Source organism: Streptomyces sp. NPDC059567 (assembly GCF_042735655.1).
Classification (GTDB): Bacteria; Actinomycetota; Actinomycetes; order Streptomycetales; family Streptomycetaceae; genus Streptomyces.
In genome coordinates, this window is the sequence record NZ_JBHWBS010000074.1 from 16,713 (window position 1) to 30,237 (window position 13,525).

Sequence of the window (13,525 nt, forward strand, 5' to 3'; positions counted from 1 at the left end):
GCCAGGTGCGGAAAGGACCCGCCTCAGCGGACCGCCGCCCGCCGATACGCCCACGTCGCCACGGCCAGCGACACGACCCCCACGACGCCGCACACCGCGAGGTCGAGCCCCACCGCCGCCCAGTCCGGGTGCGGATCGAAGGTGCGGGCCAGTGCCTCCACCCCGTACGTCGACGGCAGCAGGTCGCGCGCCCAGCCGATCGGCTCCGGGAGCCGCTCCGCCGGCAGCACCCCGAGCAGCAGCGCCGCCGACATGCCGAGCTGTCCGAGCAGCGTGGCGAATTCCTGCCGCGGCGCGAGCAGCCCGAGCGCCGCGCCGAGCCCGGCGAGCGCGGCCCCGGCCAGCGGCACGACCGCCGCGAGGATCCACAGGTTTCCGAGCGGCAGCCCGAAGAGCAGTGACCCGATGACCGCCGTCACGACGGTCCCCGGCACGGTGAAGGACGCGTACGCCCCGGCCGCCCCCAGCACCACCGATGCCGGCGGCACCGGCAGCGTCGCGTAGTGGTCGAGCCCCCCGGTGGCCCGCAGCTGCCCGAAGTACTGGGCGAGCAGATTGAGCGCGACGAAGGCGACGACGAGGACCGACGAGCCCGCCACGACCGCCCGCGCCTCCGCACCGCCGTCGACGACGCCCCGCATCAGGACCATGATCCCGACGGACTGGAACGTCGCCACGAACAGCAAGGGGATACGGGAGACCCGGGCGCGCGAGAGCTGCGCGCGGTACACGGCGGCGAGGGCCGGCAGCAGCCGGGCGCGCGGCGCCAGCGGCGCGGCGGTCCCGGCGGCCGGTGCGTCGGGGGCCCAGGCCGGCGCGGCCTCGGCGGGCACGATGCTCACTCTGTACAGCTCCTCATGCCTTCACCAGTCCCGTGGCTCCTCGGCTCTCGCCGCCGAGCGCCAGATACACGTCCTCCAGGCTCGGCGTGGCCAGCGTGAAGTCGTCCAGGGCGGCGAACGCCGCCCCGCCGGTCACCGCCGCGACCGCCGCCCGCGCCTCGTCCGGGGCCAGCCGGAGGGTCCAGCGCCGCCCGGACTCCTGTGCGAGCCCGCGCAGCGCGGCGACCTCCGGGACCTCCAGCGGCGCGCGCTCGCGCCACACCAGGTCGACCCGGACCTCGCCCGCGATACGTTCCTTCAGCCCGCCCGGGGTGTCGCAGGCGATGACCCGGCCCCGTTCCAGGACGGCGACCCGGTCCAGGACGGTCTCGGCCTCGATCACGTTGTGGGTGACGAGCAGCACGGTGGTGCCGTGCTCGGCGCGCCGACGGTCGACGGCGGACCAGACGGCCCGCCGCGCCATCGGGTCCATCCCGGTGGTGGGTTCGTCGAGGACGAGCACCGGGCGCTCGCCGACCAGGGCGGCGGCGACGCAGGCGAGCCGCCGCTGTCCGCCCGAGAGCTTCTTCAGCGGCCTCCCGGCGAGCTCGGTGAGGCCGAGCTCCTCCAGGACGGCGTCCTTCGCGGCCCGCGCGTCCCGTGCGGTCAGCCCGCGCAGCCGCCCGGTGGTCTCGGCGGCGAGCGCGACCGTCAGCTCGTCGAGCGCGGTGGACTCCTGGCCGAGGTAGGCGAGCAGCCGCGCGGCGCGTTCCGGGTGGCGTACGAGATCGTGGCCGAGCAGTGCCACCGTGCCGGAGTCGGGGCGCATCAGCCCGGTCAGCTGGCGTACGAGGGTGGACTTGCCGGCTCCGTTGGGGCCGAGCAGGCCGAAGATCTCGCCGCCGCGCACATCGAGGCTGATCCCGTCGGTGGCGCGGATCTCGGGGGTCGCGGGCGTCCCCCGCCGGGCGCGCGCGGCGGGGTACGTCTTGACCAGATCCCGCACCACGCACACCGTACTCACGGAGGAAGAGCCTACGGGGTCCTTCGGCCTACTCCCCCGCGGGGGCGCGTTCCGCGGCGGCCCGGACGTCGATCTCGCGCCAGAAACCTGCCCGGATCGCGTACCGGTCGTGCTCGTCGATCTGGTCGTCCTTGTGGGCGAGCAGGCCGAACCTGGCCGCGTACCTGAGCAGTTCGCCGTCGATGCGGTGCGGGATGCGCGGGTACATCACGGACAGCTTCTGGACGTGGCTCTGCTCGGGGAGCCGCTCCATCCAGCGGCGGGCGAAGACCTGACCGACCTCGAAGGGGTCGCCGCCGACGGTGGTGATGTCCTCCTCGCGGTCGGCCCAGCGCTGCTCGGCGCTGGTGAGCTGGGCGAGGGTGGGCAGGGAGGCGGTCTCGGGGGGCTCGCCGAGTGCGCTGCCGGGGCGTTCGATCCAGCCCTTGTCGGAGGACCAGCGCAGGGTGGCGTTGGTGGCCGGCGGGGTGGCCGGGGCGCCGGGGCCGCGCAGTCCCGCGAGGTCCTTGGGGGTGGGGACGACCTTGCCGGTGGCCGGCGCGGGCACGCCCGTCGCCGTTCCGTTCTCGGCGGGCGCGGGCGCCTCGGGGTCCGCCGTGCCGTTGTGTACGGAGGCGGCTGCCGCGGCCGCCGCCTCGGCGGCCCGCTCGGCGGAGGCGGCCAGCGCCGATTCGGGCAGCGGGGCGGAGAGGATCGCGGCGATCTCGGGGCGCGGGGCCGGCGGGGGCGCGCAGATGCCGGTGAGGTCCTTGGCGCGGACGGCCCGGGTGATCCAGGCCCGGTCGAGGACCCGGCGTTCGTCGGCCTCGGCGACGAGGTCCTCGGACTGGTTGTAGTCGCCGTCCGCGGCCTGCACCGCCCAGAGGTGGACGGCGACACCGTGTTCCTTGGCGGACATCAGGCCGGGCAGCAGATCGCCGTCGCCGGTCACGAGCACCACATCGGAGCAGGCGCGGTTTCTGGCCAGTTCGGTGAGCTCGGCGTGCATGGCCGCGTCGACGCCCTTCTGGGCCCAGCGACCGTCGCTGCGGGTCAGGGCGCCGAGCCGGACGGTGACCCGGGGCATCACGCGCAGCCTGCGGTGTTCGGGCTGGGGCACCCGGTCGGGAGCGCCGTCGAACCAGTAGATGCGCAGCAGGGGCTGTTCGGTGTCGGCCTCGGCCCGTTCGCGCAGTCCCTGGATGAGCGCGGCGTGGTCGACGGTGATCCGGGAGCGGGCCGGTTCCCCGGCGAGGAGGCTCGCGGCGGCGCCCAGCAGATAGCCGGCGTCCACGAGAACGACGCAGCGGTCCACGTGTTCCACCTTCTTTCGGGAACCTCGGGATCGGAAGTTGCTTCGGATTTCCCCAGAGTCTGCCCGACCGTGGAGAGGTTGACGGCCGGAACTGGATCATCGGCGTGGCGAATGTCACTACGCGACCCCCTCACTGAGGGTAATGATCCAAAATGCGGCGGTTCACCCCATATGTGAGGCTGACAGCGGCCCTGGCCCCGAGATCCCTTTGAGGAGGCATCACCATGGCCAAGAATCGGAAGCAGAACCGCAGTCAGCAGCAGTCCTCGCAGGCCGAGCGCGGCGCCCAGCAGGCGCAGCAGTCGTCGATGGAGTCCCAGGCCGAGCAGCGCGCCTCGCAGGTGACTCCCGGTGACATGGCTCGCAAGGGCCGGCAGAAGCGCTTCGGTCACAACTGATCGCGCGTAACCCCGGAAGGGGCGCACCCGTGACGACGGGCGCGCCCCTTCCGCGCGTGCGGGCCCCGGCTTCCGCGGGGGATCCTGCCGCTATCCGGCCAGGCAGGACGGGCCGAGCAGTACCTTCAGGTCGCCGAAGAGGGCGGGGTCGGGCTGGACCCGGTGCCGGTCGAGCCGCAGGACGGTCGTCGTGCGCGGGCCCTGGAGCTTGATCCGTACCTCGGTGTTGCCCTTGTGGTGCCCCAGGATCTCGCCGAGCCGGCTGATCATCGGCGGGGTGACCTTGACGGTCGGGATGGTCAGGACGACGGGCGCGTTGGTCCCGGCGTTCGACAGGTCCGGGACCATCAGCTCCATGGCGACCAGCCGGGGCACGTCCTCGCGCTTGTCGAGCCGGCCCTTCACGAAGACCACCGTGTCCTCGACGAGCTGGGTGGAGACCAGCTGGTACGTGGCCGGGAAGAACATGCACTCGATGGAGCCGGCGAGGTCCTCGACGGTGGCGATGGCCCAGGCGTTGCCCTGCTTGGTCATCTTGCGCTGGAGGCCGGAGATGATGCCGCCGATGGTGACGACCGCGCCGTCGGAGTGCTCGCCGCCGGTGAGCTGGGAGATCGCCGCGTCCGTCTTGTCGGAGAGGACGTGCTCGATGCCGAAGAGCGGGTGGTCGGAGACGTAGAGGCCGAGCATCTCGCGCTCCTGGGCGAGCAGGTAGGACTTCTCCCACTCGACGTCGGAGAACTCCACGTCCAGGCCGAAGCCGGGCTCGTCGGTCGCCTCGTCGCCCATGCCGCCGAAGAGGTCGAACTGTCCCTCGGCCTCCTTGCGCTTGACCGCCACCACGTTGTCGATCATCGGCTCGTGGTGGGCGACCAGGCCCTTGCGGGTGTGCCCCATCTCGTCGAAGGCGCCGGCCTTGATCAGCGACTCGATGGTCCGCTTGTTGCAGACGACCGCCTCGACCTTGTCGAGGAAGTCGGGGAACGTGGAGTACTTCCCCTTCGCCTTGCGGGACTTGATGATCGACTCGACGACGTTGGTGCCGACGTTGCGGACCGCGGAGAGGCCGAAGAGGATCACGTCGTCGCCCTGGGCGGCGAAGTTCGACTCGGACTCGTTGACGTTGGGCGGCAGGACCTTGATGCCCATGCGGCGGCACTCGTTGAGGTAGACCGCGGACTTGTCCTTGTCGTCCTTGACCGAGGTCAGCAGACCGGCCATGTACTCGGCCGGGTAGTTGGCCTTGAGGTACGCGGTCCAGTAGGAGACCAGGCCGTACGCGGCGGAGTGCGCCTTGTTGAAGGCGTAGCCGGCGAAGGGGACCAGGACGTCCCACAGGGCCTGGATGGCCTCGTCGCTGTAGTCGTTCTTCCGGGCGCCGGCCTGGAAGATGGTGAAGTTCTTCGCCAGCTCCTCGGGCTTCTTCTTGCCCATCACGCGGCGGAGGATGTCGGCCTCGCCGAGGGAGTACCCGGCGATGATCTGGGCGGCCTTCTGCACCTGCTCCTGGTAGACGATCAGGCCGTAGGTGACCGCGAGCACCTCTTCGAGCGGCTTCTCCAGCTCGGGGTGGATCGGGGTGATCTCCTGCTGCTTGTTCTTGCGCAGGGCGTAGTTCGTGTGCGAGTTCATGCCCATCGGGCCCGGCCGGTACAGGGCGGACACGGCGGAGATGTCTTCGAAGTTGTCGGGCTTCATCAGCCGCAGCAGCGAACGCATGGGGCCGCCGTCGAACTGGAAGACACCGAGGGTGTCACCGCGCTGGAGCAGTTCGAAGGTCTTCGGGTCGTCCAGCGGCAGGGCCAGCAGGTCGAGGTCGATGCCCTTGTTGGCCTTCACCATCTTGACGGCGTCGTCCATGATGGTCAGGTTTCGCAGGCCCAGGAAGTCCATCTTCAGCAGGCCGAGCGACTCGCACTGGGGGTAGTCCCACTGCGTGATGGTCACTCCGTCGGTGTGCCGCACCCAGATCGGGGCGTGGTCGACGATGGGCTCGCTGGACATGATCACGCCGGCGGCGTGCACGCCCATCTGCCGGACGAGGCCCTCCACGCCCTTGGCGGTGTCGATGACCTTCTTCACGTCGGGCTCGTTCTCGTACATCGCCCGGATCTCGCCGGCCTCGCTGTAGCGCGGGTGCGAGGGGTCGGTGATGCCGTTGAGGTCGATGCCCTTGCCGAGGACGTCGGCGGGCATGGCCTTGGTGAGCCGGTCGCCCATGGCGTACGGGTAGCCGAGGACGCGGGCGGAGTCCTTGATGGCGTTCTTCGCCTTGATCTTGCCGTACGTGCCGATCATGGCGACCTTGTCGGCGCCGTACTTCTCGGTCACGTACCGGATCACCTCGACGCGCCGACGCTCGTCGAAGTCGATGTCGACATCGGGCATCGAGATGCGCTCGGGGTTGAGGAAGCGCTCGAAGATCAGTCCGTGCGGGATCGGGTCGAGGTCGGTGATGCCCATGGCGTACGCGACGATCGAGCCGGCCGCGGAACCTCGGCCGGGGCCGACCGCGATGCCCTGCTTCTTCGCCCACATGATGAAGTCGGCGACGACGAGGAAGTAGCCGGGGAAGCCCATCGAGATGATGGTGTCCATCTCGTACTCGGCCTGCTTCAGCCGGTCGTCCGGAATGCCTCCGGGGAAGCGGCGGTGCATTCCCCGCATGGTCTCCTCGCGGAACCAGGAGACCTCGGTGTAGCCCTCGGGGATGTCGAACTTCGGCATGAGGTTCTTCTCGACGAACATGCCGTCGGTACTGACCTGCTCGGCGACCAGCAGCGTGTTGCGGCAGCCCTCCTGCCAGGCGTCCGAGGAGTCGACGGCGTACATCTCGTCCGTGGACTTCAGGTAGTAGCCGGTGCCGTCGAACTTGAAGCGGTCCGGGTCGGAGAGGTTCTTGCCGGTCTGGATGCACAGCAGCGCGTCATGGGCCGTGGCCTCGTGCGCGTACGTGTAGTGCGAGTCGTTGGTGACCAGCGGCGGGATGCCGAGCTTCTTGCCGATCTCCAGGAGTCCGTCGCGGACCCGGCGCTCGATCTCGATGCCGTGGTCCATCAGCTCCAGGAAGTACCGCTCCTTGCCGAAGATGTCCTGGTACTCGGAGGCGGACTTCAGGGCCTCGTCGAACTGGCCGAGGCGCAGCCGGGTCTGCAGCTCGCCGGAGGGGCAGCCGGTGGAGGCGATCAGGCCCTCGGACCACTGGGAGATGGTCTCCTTGTCCATCCGGGGCCACTTCTGCAGCCAGCCCTCGGCGTAGGCGTCGGAGGAGAGCCGGAAGAGGTTGTGCAGCCCGGTGTTGTTCGCCGCCCAGATCGTCTTGTGGGTGTAACCACCGGAACCGGAGACGTCGTCCCGCTTCTGGTGCGGCTGGCCCCACTGGATCTTCCGCTTGTTGCGCCGGGACTCCGGGGCGACGTACGCCTCGATGCCGATGATCGGCGTCACACCGGCCTTCTTGGCCGAGTGGAAGAAGTCGTACGCCCCGTGGAGGTTGCCGTGGTCGGACATGGCGATATGGGTCATGCCCATCTCGTTGCATGCGTCGAACATGTCCTTGAGCCGCGCGGCACCGTCCAGCAGCGAGTACTGGGTGTGTACGTGAAGGTGCGTGAAGGGCGGCTTGGTCACGGCGGGGAGCCTCCGGGAAACGGGAGTCGACAGGCTGCGGGCAGTCTGGGGGGACAGCGTGGAAGTCTACGGCTCTCCACTGACAACCGGCGGGCACTCGGGGGTACGGTCGCGCGTTGAGAGACACAGAACGCCTGTCCCAATTGTCATGAACAGTCTTGCACCAGGAGGCACCCTCGATGTCGGTCCCCCAGCCCACCGCCGCCGAGCGCGGTGAGCAGATACTCGCCGTCTTCGACACCGCCTTCGGTGAGCTCCTCGCCGCCGACCCGGCCGCCTTCCGCGTCAAGTTCCGGAAGATGGCCGGCTCCGCCTTCGCCTTCTACCGGGGCACGGCGTCCCTGTTCTACAGCGATCTGGAGCAGGAGCAGCACGGCGGTCCGTACGTGGACGAGCAGACCGGCCGGGTCTGGATCCACGGCGATCTGCATGCCGAGAACTTCGGCACGTACATGGACGCCAACGGCCGGCTGATCTTCAACGTCAACGACTTCGACGAGGCGTACGTCGGCCCCTTCACCTGGGACCTGAAGCGGCTCTCCGCCTCCCTCGCGCTGATCGGCTACTCGAAGGCGCTGAGCGACGAGCAGATCACGGAGCTCGTACGGATCTACGCCGCGGCCTACCGGGAGCGCATCCACGCCCTGGCGGTCGGCGCCAAGGACGACGAGGTGCCGCCCTTCACCCTGGACACGGCCGAGGGCCCGCTCCTGGGCGCGCTGCGCGACGCCCGCTCGCTGACCCGCTTCGGGCTCCTGGAGTCGATGACGGAGATCCGCGACTTCGAGCGCCGCTTCTCCTCCGGCGGCGGCTCCATCGAGCTGGACGCGGCGACGCGCTACAAGGTCCTGGCGGCCTTCGACGGCTATCTGGAGACCCTGCCGGAGTCGTCTCTGGCGCGCCCCGACTCGTACCGGGTCAAGGACGTCGTGGGCCGGCGCGGGATCGGCATCGGTTCGGCCGGCCTGCCCTCGTACAACATCCTTCTCGAGGGCAACAGCGACGCCCTGGAGAACGACGTCGTGATCTACATGAAGCAGGCGCAGACCCCGGCCGTGTCGCGCCACGTGACGGACGCCGCGGTGCGCGGGTACTTCCAGCACGAGGGTCACCGCACGGTCATCTCCCAGCGGGCCCTCCAGGCGCACGCGGACCCGTGGCTGGGCTGGACCGAGCTGGACGGCTCCGGGCAGCTGGTCGCGGAGGTCTCGCCGTACGCGGTGGACCTGGACTGGTCGGACATCGACGACCCGGAGGAGATCGCGGCGACCGTGGCCGACCTCGGCCGCGCGACGGCGACGATGCACGCGGCGGCCGACGACTCCAGCGGCCACTCGCTGGTGCCGTTCTCGACCGAGCGGGCCATCGACGCGGCGATCGCCGCCGACGAGGCGGGCTTCGCCGACCTGCTGGTGGACTTCGCGCACAGCTACGGGGCACGCGCGCGTGAGGACCACCAGATCTTCGTGGACCTGTTCCGGAACGGCCGGATCCCGGGCTTGTAGGCCCCTCGCACAGCTCGCCCTTAAGGGGCTCTTACAGGAAGGCATGGCACACTCTCCAGCGCTATGGACATATCAGGGACGCGGCTCAGGGGGCTGCGGGCGGCGCTCTTCACGGCACTGGTCGTGACGCTGTCCGCGGGCTCCCACGTGCTGCTGTCCCAGGTGCCGCTGCCGCTGCCGACCGTGGGCCTGCTCTCGGCCGGCGTGTTCGCCGTGGCGTACGCGCTGGCCGGCCGCGAGCGCGGTTTCGGCCCGATCGCAGGGCTGCTCGTGCCGCTGGAGCTGGCGGCCGACACGGTCTTCACCGCCGGCCAGGCGGTCTGTTACGGCCAGGCCGGCGGTCCGGTCGCCGGTTCGCTGCGCGCGGTGGGCGTGGACGTCCTCTGCGGCGGCGCGCTGGGCACCCCGCTGCCGGGGGTCGCCGCCCCCGAGAGCGGGACCGCGGCCGCCCTGCTGAACTCTCCCGACCCGGCCCTGCCGTGGCTGCTGCTCGCCGCTCATGTGTCGGTCGGGCTGTTCGCGGCTGCCTGGCTGCGGCACGGTGAGCGGGCCCTGACCCGGCTGGTCGGCGCCGTGGCGGCCGTCGCGTTCCGGCCGCTGCTGCTGGTCGCGGCCCTCCTCGGCGCCCCGCGCACCGCTCCGGGGCGCGGCGGGCGCCCCCTGGACCGGCCGCGCCGGTCCCGTACCCGCCTCCTCGTGCACTCCGTCGGACGGCGGGGACCGCCGTGCTCGGGCTTCGCCCTCGCCTGAGCACCGCACCCCCCTTCCTTTCGACGTTCCACGGAGATCACGACCATGAGTGCACGCAACAGCCAGAGCAACAAGGCGGCCGCCCGCGAGCGGCTGCGCATCGAGCGCGAGCGTCAGGCCAAGAAGGACAAGGCCCGCCGCCAGGTGATCGTCGCCGTGTCGGCGGTCGCCGCCCTGGCGGTCGCCGGCGGCATCGGCTTCGCCGTCGTCCAGGCCAACAAGCCGTCCCACTGGGAGGCGGTGGCGAAGGAGTCGGCCGTCACCGCGCCCAAGAACACCGAGGGCACCAACGGCACGACGGTCGTCATCGGCAAGTCGTCCGCGAAGAAGACGCTGGAGCTCTACGAGGACTCGCGCTGCCCGGTCTGCGCGACCTTCGAGCAGCAGGTCGGCGCGACGGTCGACAAGGACGTCGAGGACGGCAAGTACAAGGTCAAGTACGTCGGCGCCACGTTCATCGACAACGTCGACCAGGGCGAGGGCTCGAAGAACGCCCTGTCGGCTCTGGGCGCGGCGCTGGACGTGAGCCCCGAGGCGTTCATGGCGTACAAGTCCGCCCTCTACTCCACCCAGTTCCACCCGGAGGAGAGCCAGGACAAGTTCGCAAAGGACTCCTACCTGCTGGAGGTCGCGGACTCGGTCCCGGCGCTGAAGGGCAACGCGGCGTTCAAGAAGAACGTGGAGAACGGCACCTTCGACGCCTGGGCGATGAAGATGTCCGCGGCGTTCGACGCCAGCGGTGTGAAGGGCACGCCGACGCTGAAGATGGACGGCAAGGCCCTGACGGCCGAGGGCAGCGAGAACCCGCCGCTGACGGTGGACCAGTTCAACGCCGCGATAGCGCCGGCGCTCAAGGGCTGACGGGCGCTCGGGTCCGCGGGAGCCCCGGCCCCCGCGGACCCGCCCGGCGCGGGCGGCGGCGGACTATCACGTCCGCCGGGCGACGAGTGTGCGAACTTCCGGTTTTCGCCTGCCTATTCGTCATACTGGTCAGTAATCTGACTGCCCGTGACCAGTCGACACATATCCCCTGCCCCCACCCGCCGTACGGTCGTGAAGGCCGCCGCCGTCACGGCCGTCGCCACACCGGCCCTGGTGGGCGCCGCCTCCCCCGCGTTCGCGGACTCCGAGGCACCCGCGTTTCTGCACGGCGTCGCCTCCGGCGACCCGCTGCCCGACGGCGTCCTGCTCTGGACCCGTGTGACACCCACCCCCGACGCCGCACCCGGATCCGGCAGAGGTCCCGCCGTCACGGTCGGCTGGGAGGTGGCCGAGGACCGGGCCTTCACCCGGATCGTGGCCCGCGGCACCGCCGACGCGACGGCCGCCTCCGACCACACCGTCAAGGTGGACGTCCGGGGTCTTCGCCCGGCGACCGCGCACTGGTACCGCTTCACGGCGGGCGAGGCCGTCTCGCCCGTCGGCCGCACCCGCACCACGCCGGCCACCGACGCCGTCACGCCCGGCGTCCGCTTCGGCGTCGTCTCCTGCTCCAACTGGGAGTCCGGCTACTTCTCCGCGTACCGCCACCTCGCGGCCCGCGCGGACCTGGACGCGATCCTCCATCTCGGCGACTACATCTACGAGTACGGCACCGGCGGCTACCCCGAGGCGAAGTACGTCGTCCGGCAGCACGAGCCGAAGCACGAGATCGTCTCGCTGTCCGACTACCGCACCCGGCACGGGAAGTACAAGACGGACGCCGATCTGCAGGCGCTGCACGCCGCGCACCCGATGATCGCGATCTGGGACGACCACGAGGTCGCCAACGACGCCTGGTCGGGCGGGGCGGAGAACCACACGCCCGGCGCCGAGGGCGAGTGGGCGGCCCGGGTCGCCGCCGCCAAGCAGGCGTACTTCGAGTGGATGCCGGTCCGCGCCTCGACCGAGGGCACGGTCTACCGCCGGCTGCGCTTCGGCAAGCTGGCCGATCTGCACCTGCTCGACCTGCGCTCCTTCCGCTCGCAGCAGGCGGGCATCGGCAAGGGCGCCGTCGACGACCCGGAGCGCACCCTCACCGGCCGCGCCCAGCTGGACTGGCTGAAGTCCGGCCTCGCCGGCTCCGACGCGACCTGGAAGCTGGTCGGCACCTCGGTGATGATCTCGCCGGTCGCCTTCGGCGCCCTGCCGGCCCACCTGATCGGTCCGCTCGCGGAGTTGCTGGGCCTGCCGAAGGAGGGGCTCGCGGTCAACGTCGACCAGTGGGACGGCTACACGGACGACCGCAAGGAGCTGCTGGCGCATCTGACCCAGCGATCCATCCGGAACACCGTCTTCCTGACCGGTGACATCCACATGGCCTGGGCCAACGACGTGCCCGTGAAGGCGGCGACGTACCCGCTGTCGCAGTCGGCGGCCACCGAGTTCGTGGTCACCTCGGTGACCTCGGACAACCTGGACGACATCCTCCATGTGGCGCCGGGCACGCTCTCGGTGGTGGCGGCCGGGGCGGTCAAGGCCGCCAACCGCCATGTGAAGTGGGTGGACATGGACCACCACGGCTACGGCGTGCTCGATGTGACCGCCGAGCAGTCGCAGATGGACTACTACACGGTCTCCGACAAGGCGAAGGCGGACGCGACGGCCGCCTGGTCGCGCTCGTACCGGACCCGGAACGGAACGCAGCGCGTCGAGCGGGTGTACCAGCCGGTGCGCTGAGCCCGCCCCGGCCCTTCACCGACATGACGCCATGGTCGCTTTTCAGCCATGATCGCGTCTGTTAACAGAAGATCACATCGCTACGGCGGGTGGTGAGTTCGGCAGATCGAATCCGGACACACCACCCGCCTCTGGCTTCTCGTTCGTTACGTCGATGTCTCAAACTCCGGAACGGACGAGAGTTCTTCTTCCCGATGACCCGAAATGCCCCACGAATGATTGGGCTTGATCAATGCTCAACAACGTCTGACATGGACCCGTAATCTCCCCGCGGTGGCGAGGAATTGCCTCCCACAAACCCCCCGCGAGGAGTCACCAGTGCGTGCTCTTGTTCGTATATCGCCGCGTATGTCACGTCGTGTACTCGGCACCGCGGTCATGGCCGGAACCCTGGCCCTGGCCCCCCTCTCCGCCCCGTCGGCCGCCCCGGCCACCACCACGACGGCCGCCGCTCCCTCCGCCGAGGAGTGCGCGGACGGTACGGAGACCCTCTCCGGCGCCCGCAAGGCCCGCGGCGCCACCGCCCACGCCGGCGAGCCCAACGAGATCTCCGCCGCCCAGGCCAAGGCCATGGACGCGGACCTGAAGAAGAGACTGGAGTCGGTCCGCGCGAGCGGCATGAACGCCACCGCCGCCGTGGTGACCATCCCGGTCCACTTCCACGTCGTGCACAGCGGCACCGCCGGCAAGCTGACGGCCACCGACATCAACAAGCAGATGGCGGTCCTCAACGCGGCCTACGGCGGCCAGGGCACCGGCAACGTGAACACCAACTTCCAGTTCACCCTCGCCTCGACCGACTACACGGACAACGCGTCCTGGTACAACCTGGCCTCCGGCTCCACCGCCGAGAAGCAGATGAAGCAGACGCTGCGCAAGGGCGGCGCCGGCGCGCTGAACTTCTACACGGCCAAGCTCAGCGGCGGTCTGCTCGGCTGGGCGACCTTCCCGTCCTCGTACAGCTCCAACCCGTCGATGGACGGTGTGGTCGTCCTCGACTCCTCGCTGCCGGGCGGCTCCGCGGCCAACTACAACGAGGGCGACACCGCCACCCACGAGGTCGGCCACTGGATGGGGCTGTACCACACGTTCCAGGGCGGCTGCAGCGGCTCCGGCGACTCGGTGAGCGACACCCCGGCCGAGAAGAGCCCGGCGTACGAGTGCCCGACCGGCCGTGACAGCTGCACCAACAAGACCGGTGTGGACCCGATCCACAACTTCATGGACTACACGTACGACTCGTGCATGTACCAGTTCACCGCGGGCCAGGTCTCGCGGATGAGCAGCATGTGGACCGCGTACCGCGGCTGACGTCCCCTCGGCCCGGCATGAGGAAGGGGGGGGGGGGGGGGGCCCCCCCCCCCCCCCCCCCGGGGGCGAAAAGCGGGCCCGGGACCCCCCCCCCCACGCCCCCCCGGGGGGCGGGGGGTGATAAAAAAAAAAGA

The 13,525-nt window shown here is 70.3% G+C and carries 10 protein-coding genes; 6 read left to right on the plus strand and 4 right to left on the minus strand.

What is annotated here, in order from left to right:
- Window positions 1-23: 23 nt before the first annotated feature.
- Genes ACFVZW_RS26845 through ACFVZW_RS26855 form a run of 3 tightly spaced genes read right to left on the minus strand, consistent with a single transcriptional unit; the run spans window position 24 to window position 3,148 of the window.
- Window positions 24-842 carry an ABC transporter permease gene (locus tag ACFVZW_RS26845; protein WP_384526157.1) on the minus strand — a complete coding sequence of 273 codons (819 nt, stop codon included), beginning with the start codon at window positions 840-842 and terminating at the stop codon, window positions 24-26.
- Between the two features lie 13 nt (window positions 843-855).
- Window positions 856-1,845, minus strand: coding sequence for an ABC transporter ATP-binding protein (locus ACFVZW_RS26850; protein WP_384526160.1), 990 nt, complete (start codon window positions 1,843-1,845; stop codon window positions 856-858).
- A 28-nt stretch (window positions 1,846-1,873) separates the two neighbouring features.
- Window positions 1,874-3,148, minus strand: coding sequence for an NYN domain-containing protein (locus tag ACFVZW_RS26855; protein WP_384526163.1), 1,275 nt, complete (start codon window positions 3,146-3,148; stop codon window positions 1,874-1,876).
- Window positions 3,149-3,363: 215 nt separating this feature from the next.
- Between ACFVZW_RS26855 and ACFVZW_RS26860 the strand changes: the two genes are divergently transcribed.
- Window positions 3,364-3,537 carry a hypothetical protein gene (locus tag ACFVZW_RS26860; protein ID WP_376443835.1) on the plus strand — a complete coding sequence of 58 codons (174 nt, stop codon included), beginning with the start codon at window positions 3,364-3,366 and terminating at the stop codon, window positions 3,535-3,537.
- Between the two features lie 90 nt (window positions 3,538-3,627).
- Here the strand turns inward: ACFVZW_RS26860 and dnaE are convergent, their stop codons facing one another.
- Window positions 3,628-7,167, minus strand: a complete 3,540-nt coding sequence (gene dnaE / locus ACFVZW_RS26865) for a DNA polymerase III subunit alpha (protein ID WP_384526166.1) — start codon at window positions 7,165-7,167, stop codon at window positions 3,628-3,630.
- A 179-nt stretch (window positions 7,168-7,346) separates the two neighbouring features.
- Here dnaE and ACFVZW_RS26870 point away from each other — a divergent pair, with 179 nt between their 5' ends.
- The 5 genes from ACFVZW_RS26870 (at window position 7,347) to ACFVZW_RS26890 (ending at window position 13,391) form a co-directional block, all read left to right on the plus strand.
- Window positions 7,347-8,672, plus strand: a complete 1,326-nt coding sequence (locus ACFVZW_RS26870) for a DUF2252 domain-containing protein (protein WP_384526169.1) — start codon at window positions 7,347-7,349, stop codon at window positions 8,670-8,672.
- A gap of 63 nt (window positions 8,673-8,735) precedes the next feature.
- A complete protein-coding gene (locus ACFVZW_RS26875; RefSeq protein ID WP_384526172.1) occupies window positions 8,736-9,422 on the plus strand; it encodes a hypothetical protein in 687 nt (228 codons plus the stop codon).
- Between the two features lie 45 nt (window positions 9,423-9,467).
- A complete protein-coding gene (locus ACFVZW_RS26880; RefSeq protein ID WP_384526175.1) occupies window positions 9,468-10,283 on the plus strand; it encodes a DsbA family protein in 816 nt (271 codons plus the stop codon).
- Window positions 10,284-10,430: 147 nt separating this feature from the next.
- Entirely contained in the window at window positions 10,431-12,080 is a 1,650-nt protein-coding gene (locus ACFVZW_RS26885) for an alkaline phosphatase D family protein (protein ID WP_384526178.1), read from the plus strand.
- 348 nt (window positions 12,081-12,428) lie between these two features.
- Window positions 12,429-13,391 carry a zinc metalloprotease gene (locus tag ACFVZW_RS26890; RefSeq protein ID WP_384526181.1) on the plus strand — a complete coding sequence of 321 codons (963 nt, stop codon included), beginning with the start codon at window positions 12,429-12,431 and terminating at the stop codon, window positions 13,389-13,391.
- Window positions 13,392-13,525: the final 134 nt, after the last annotated feature.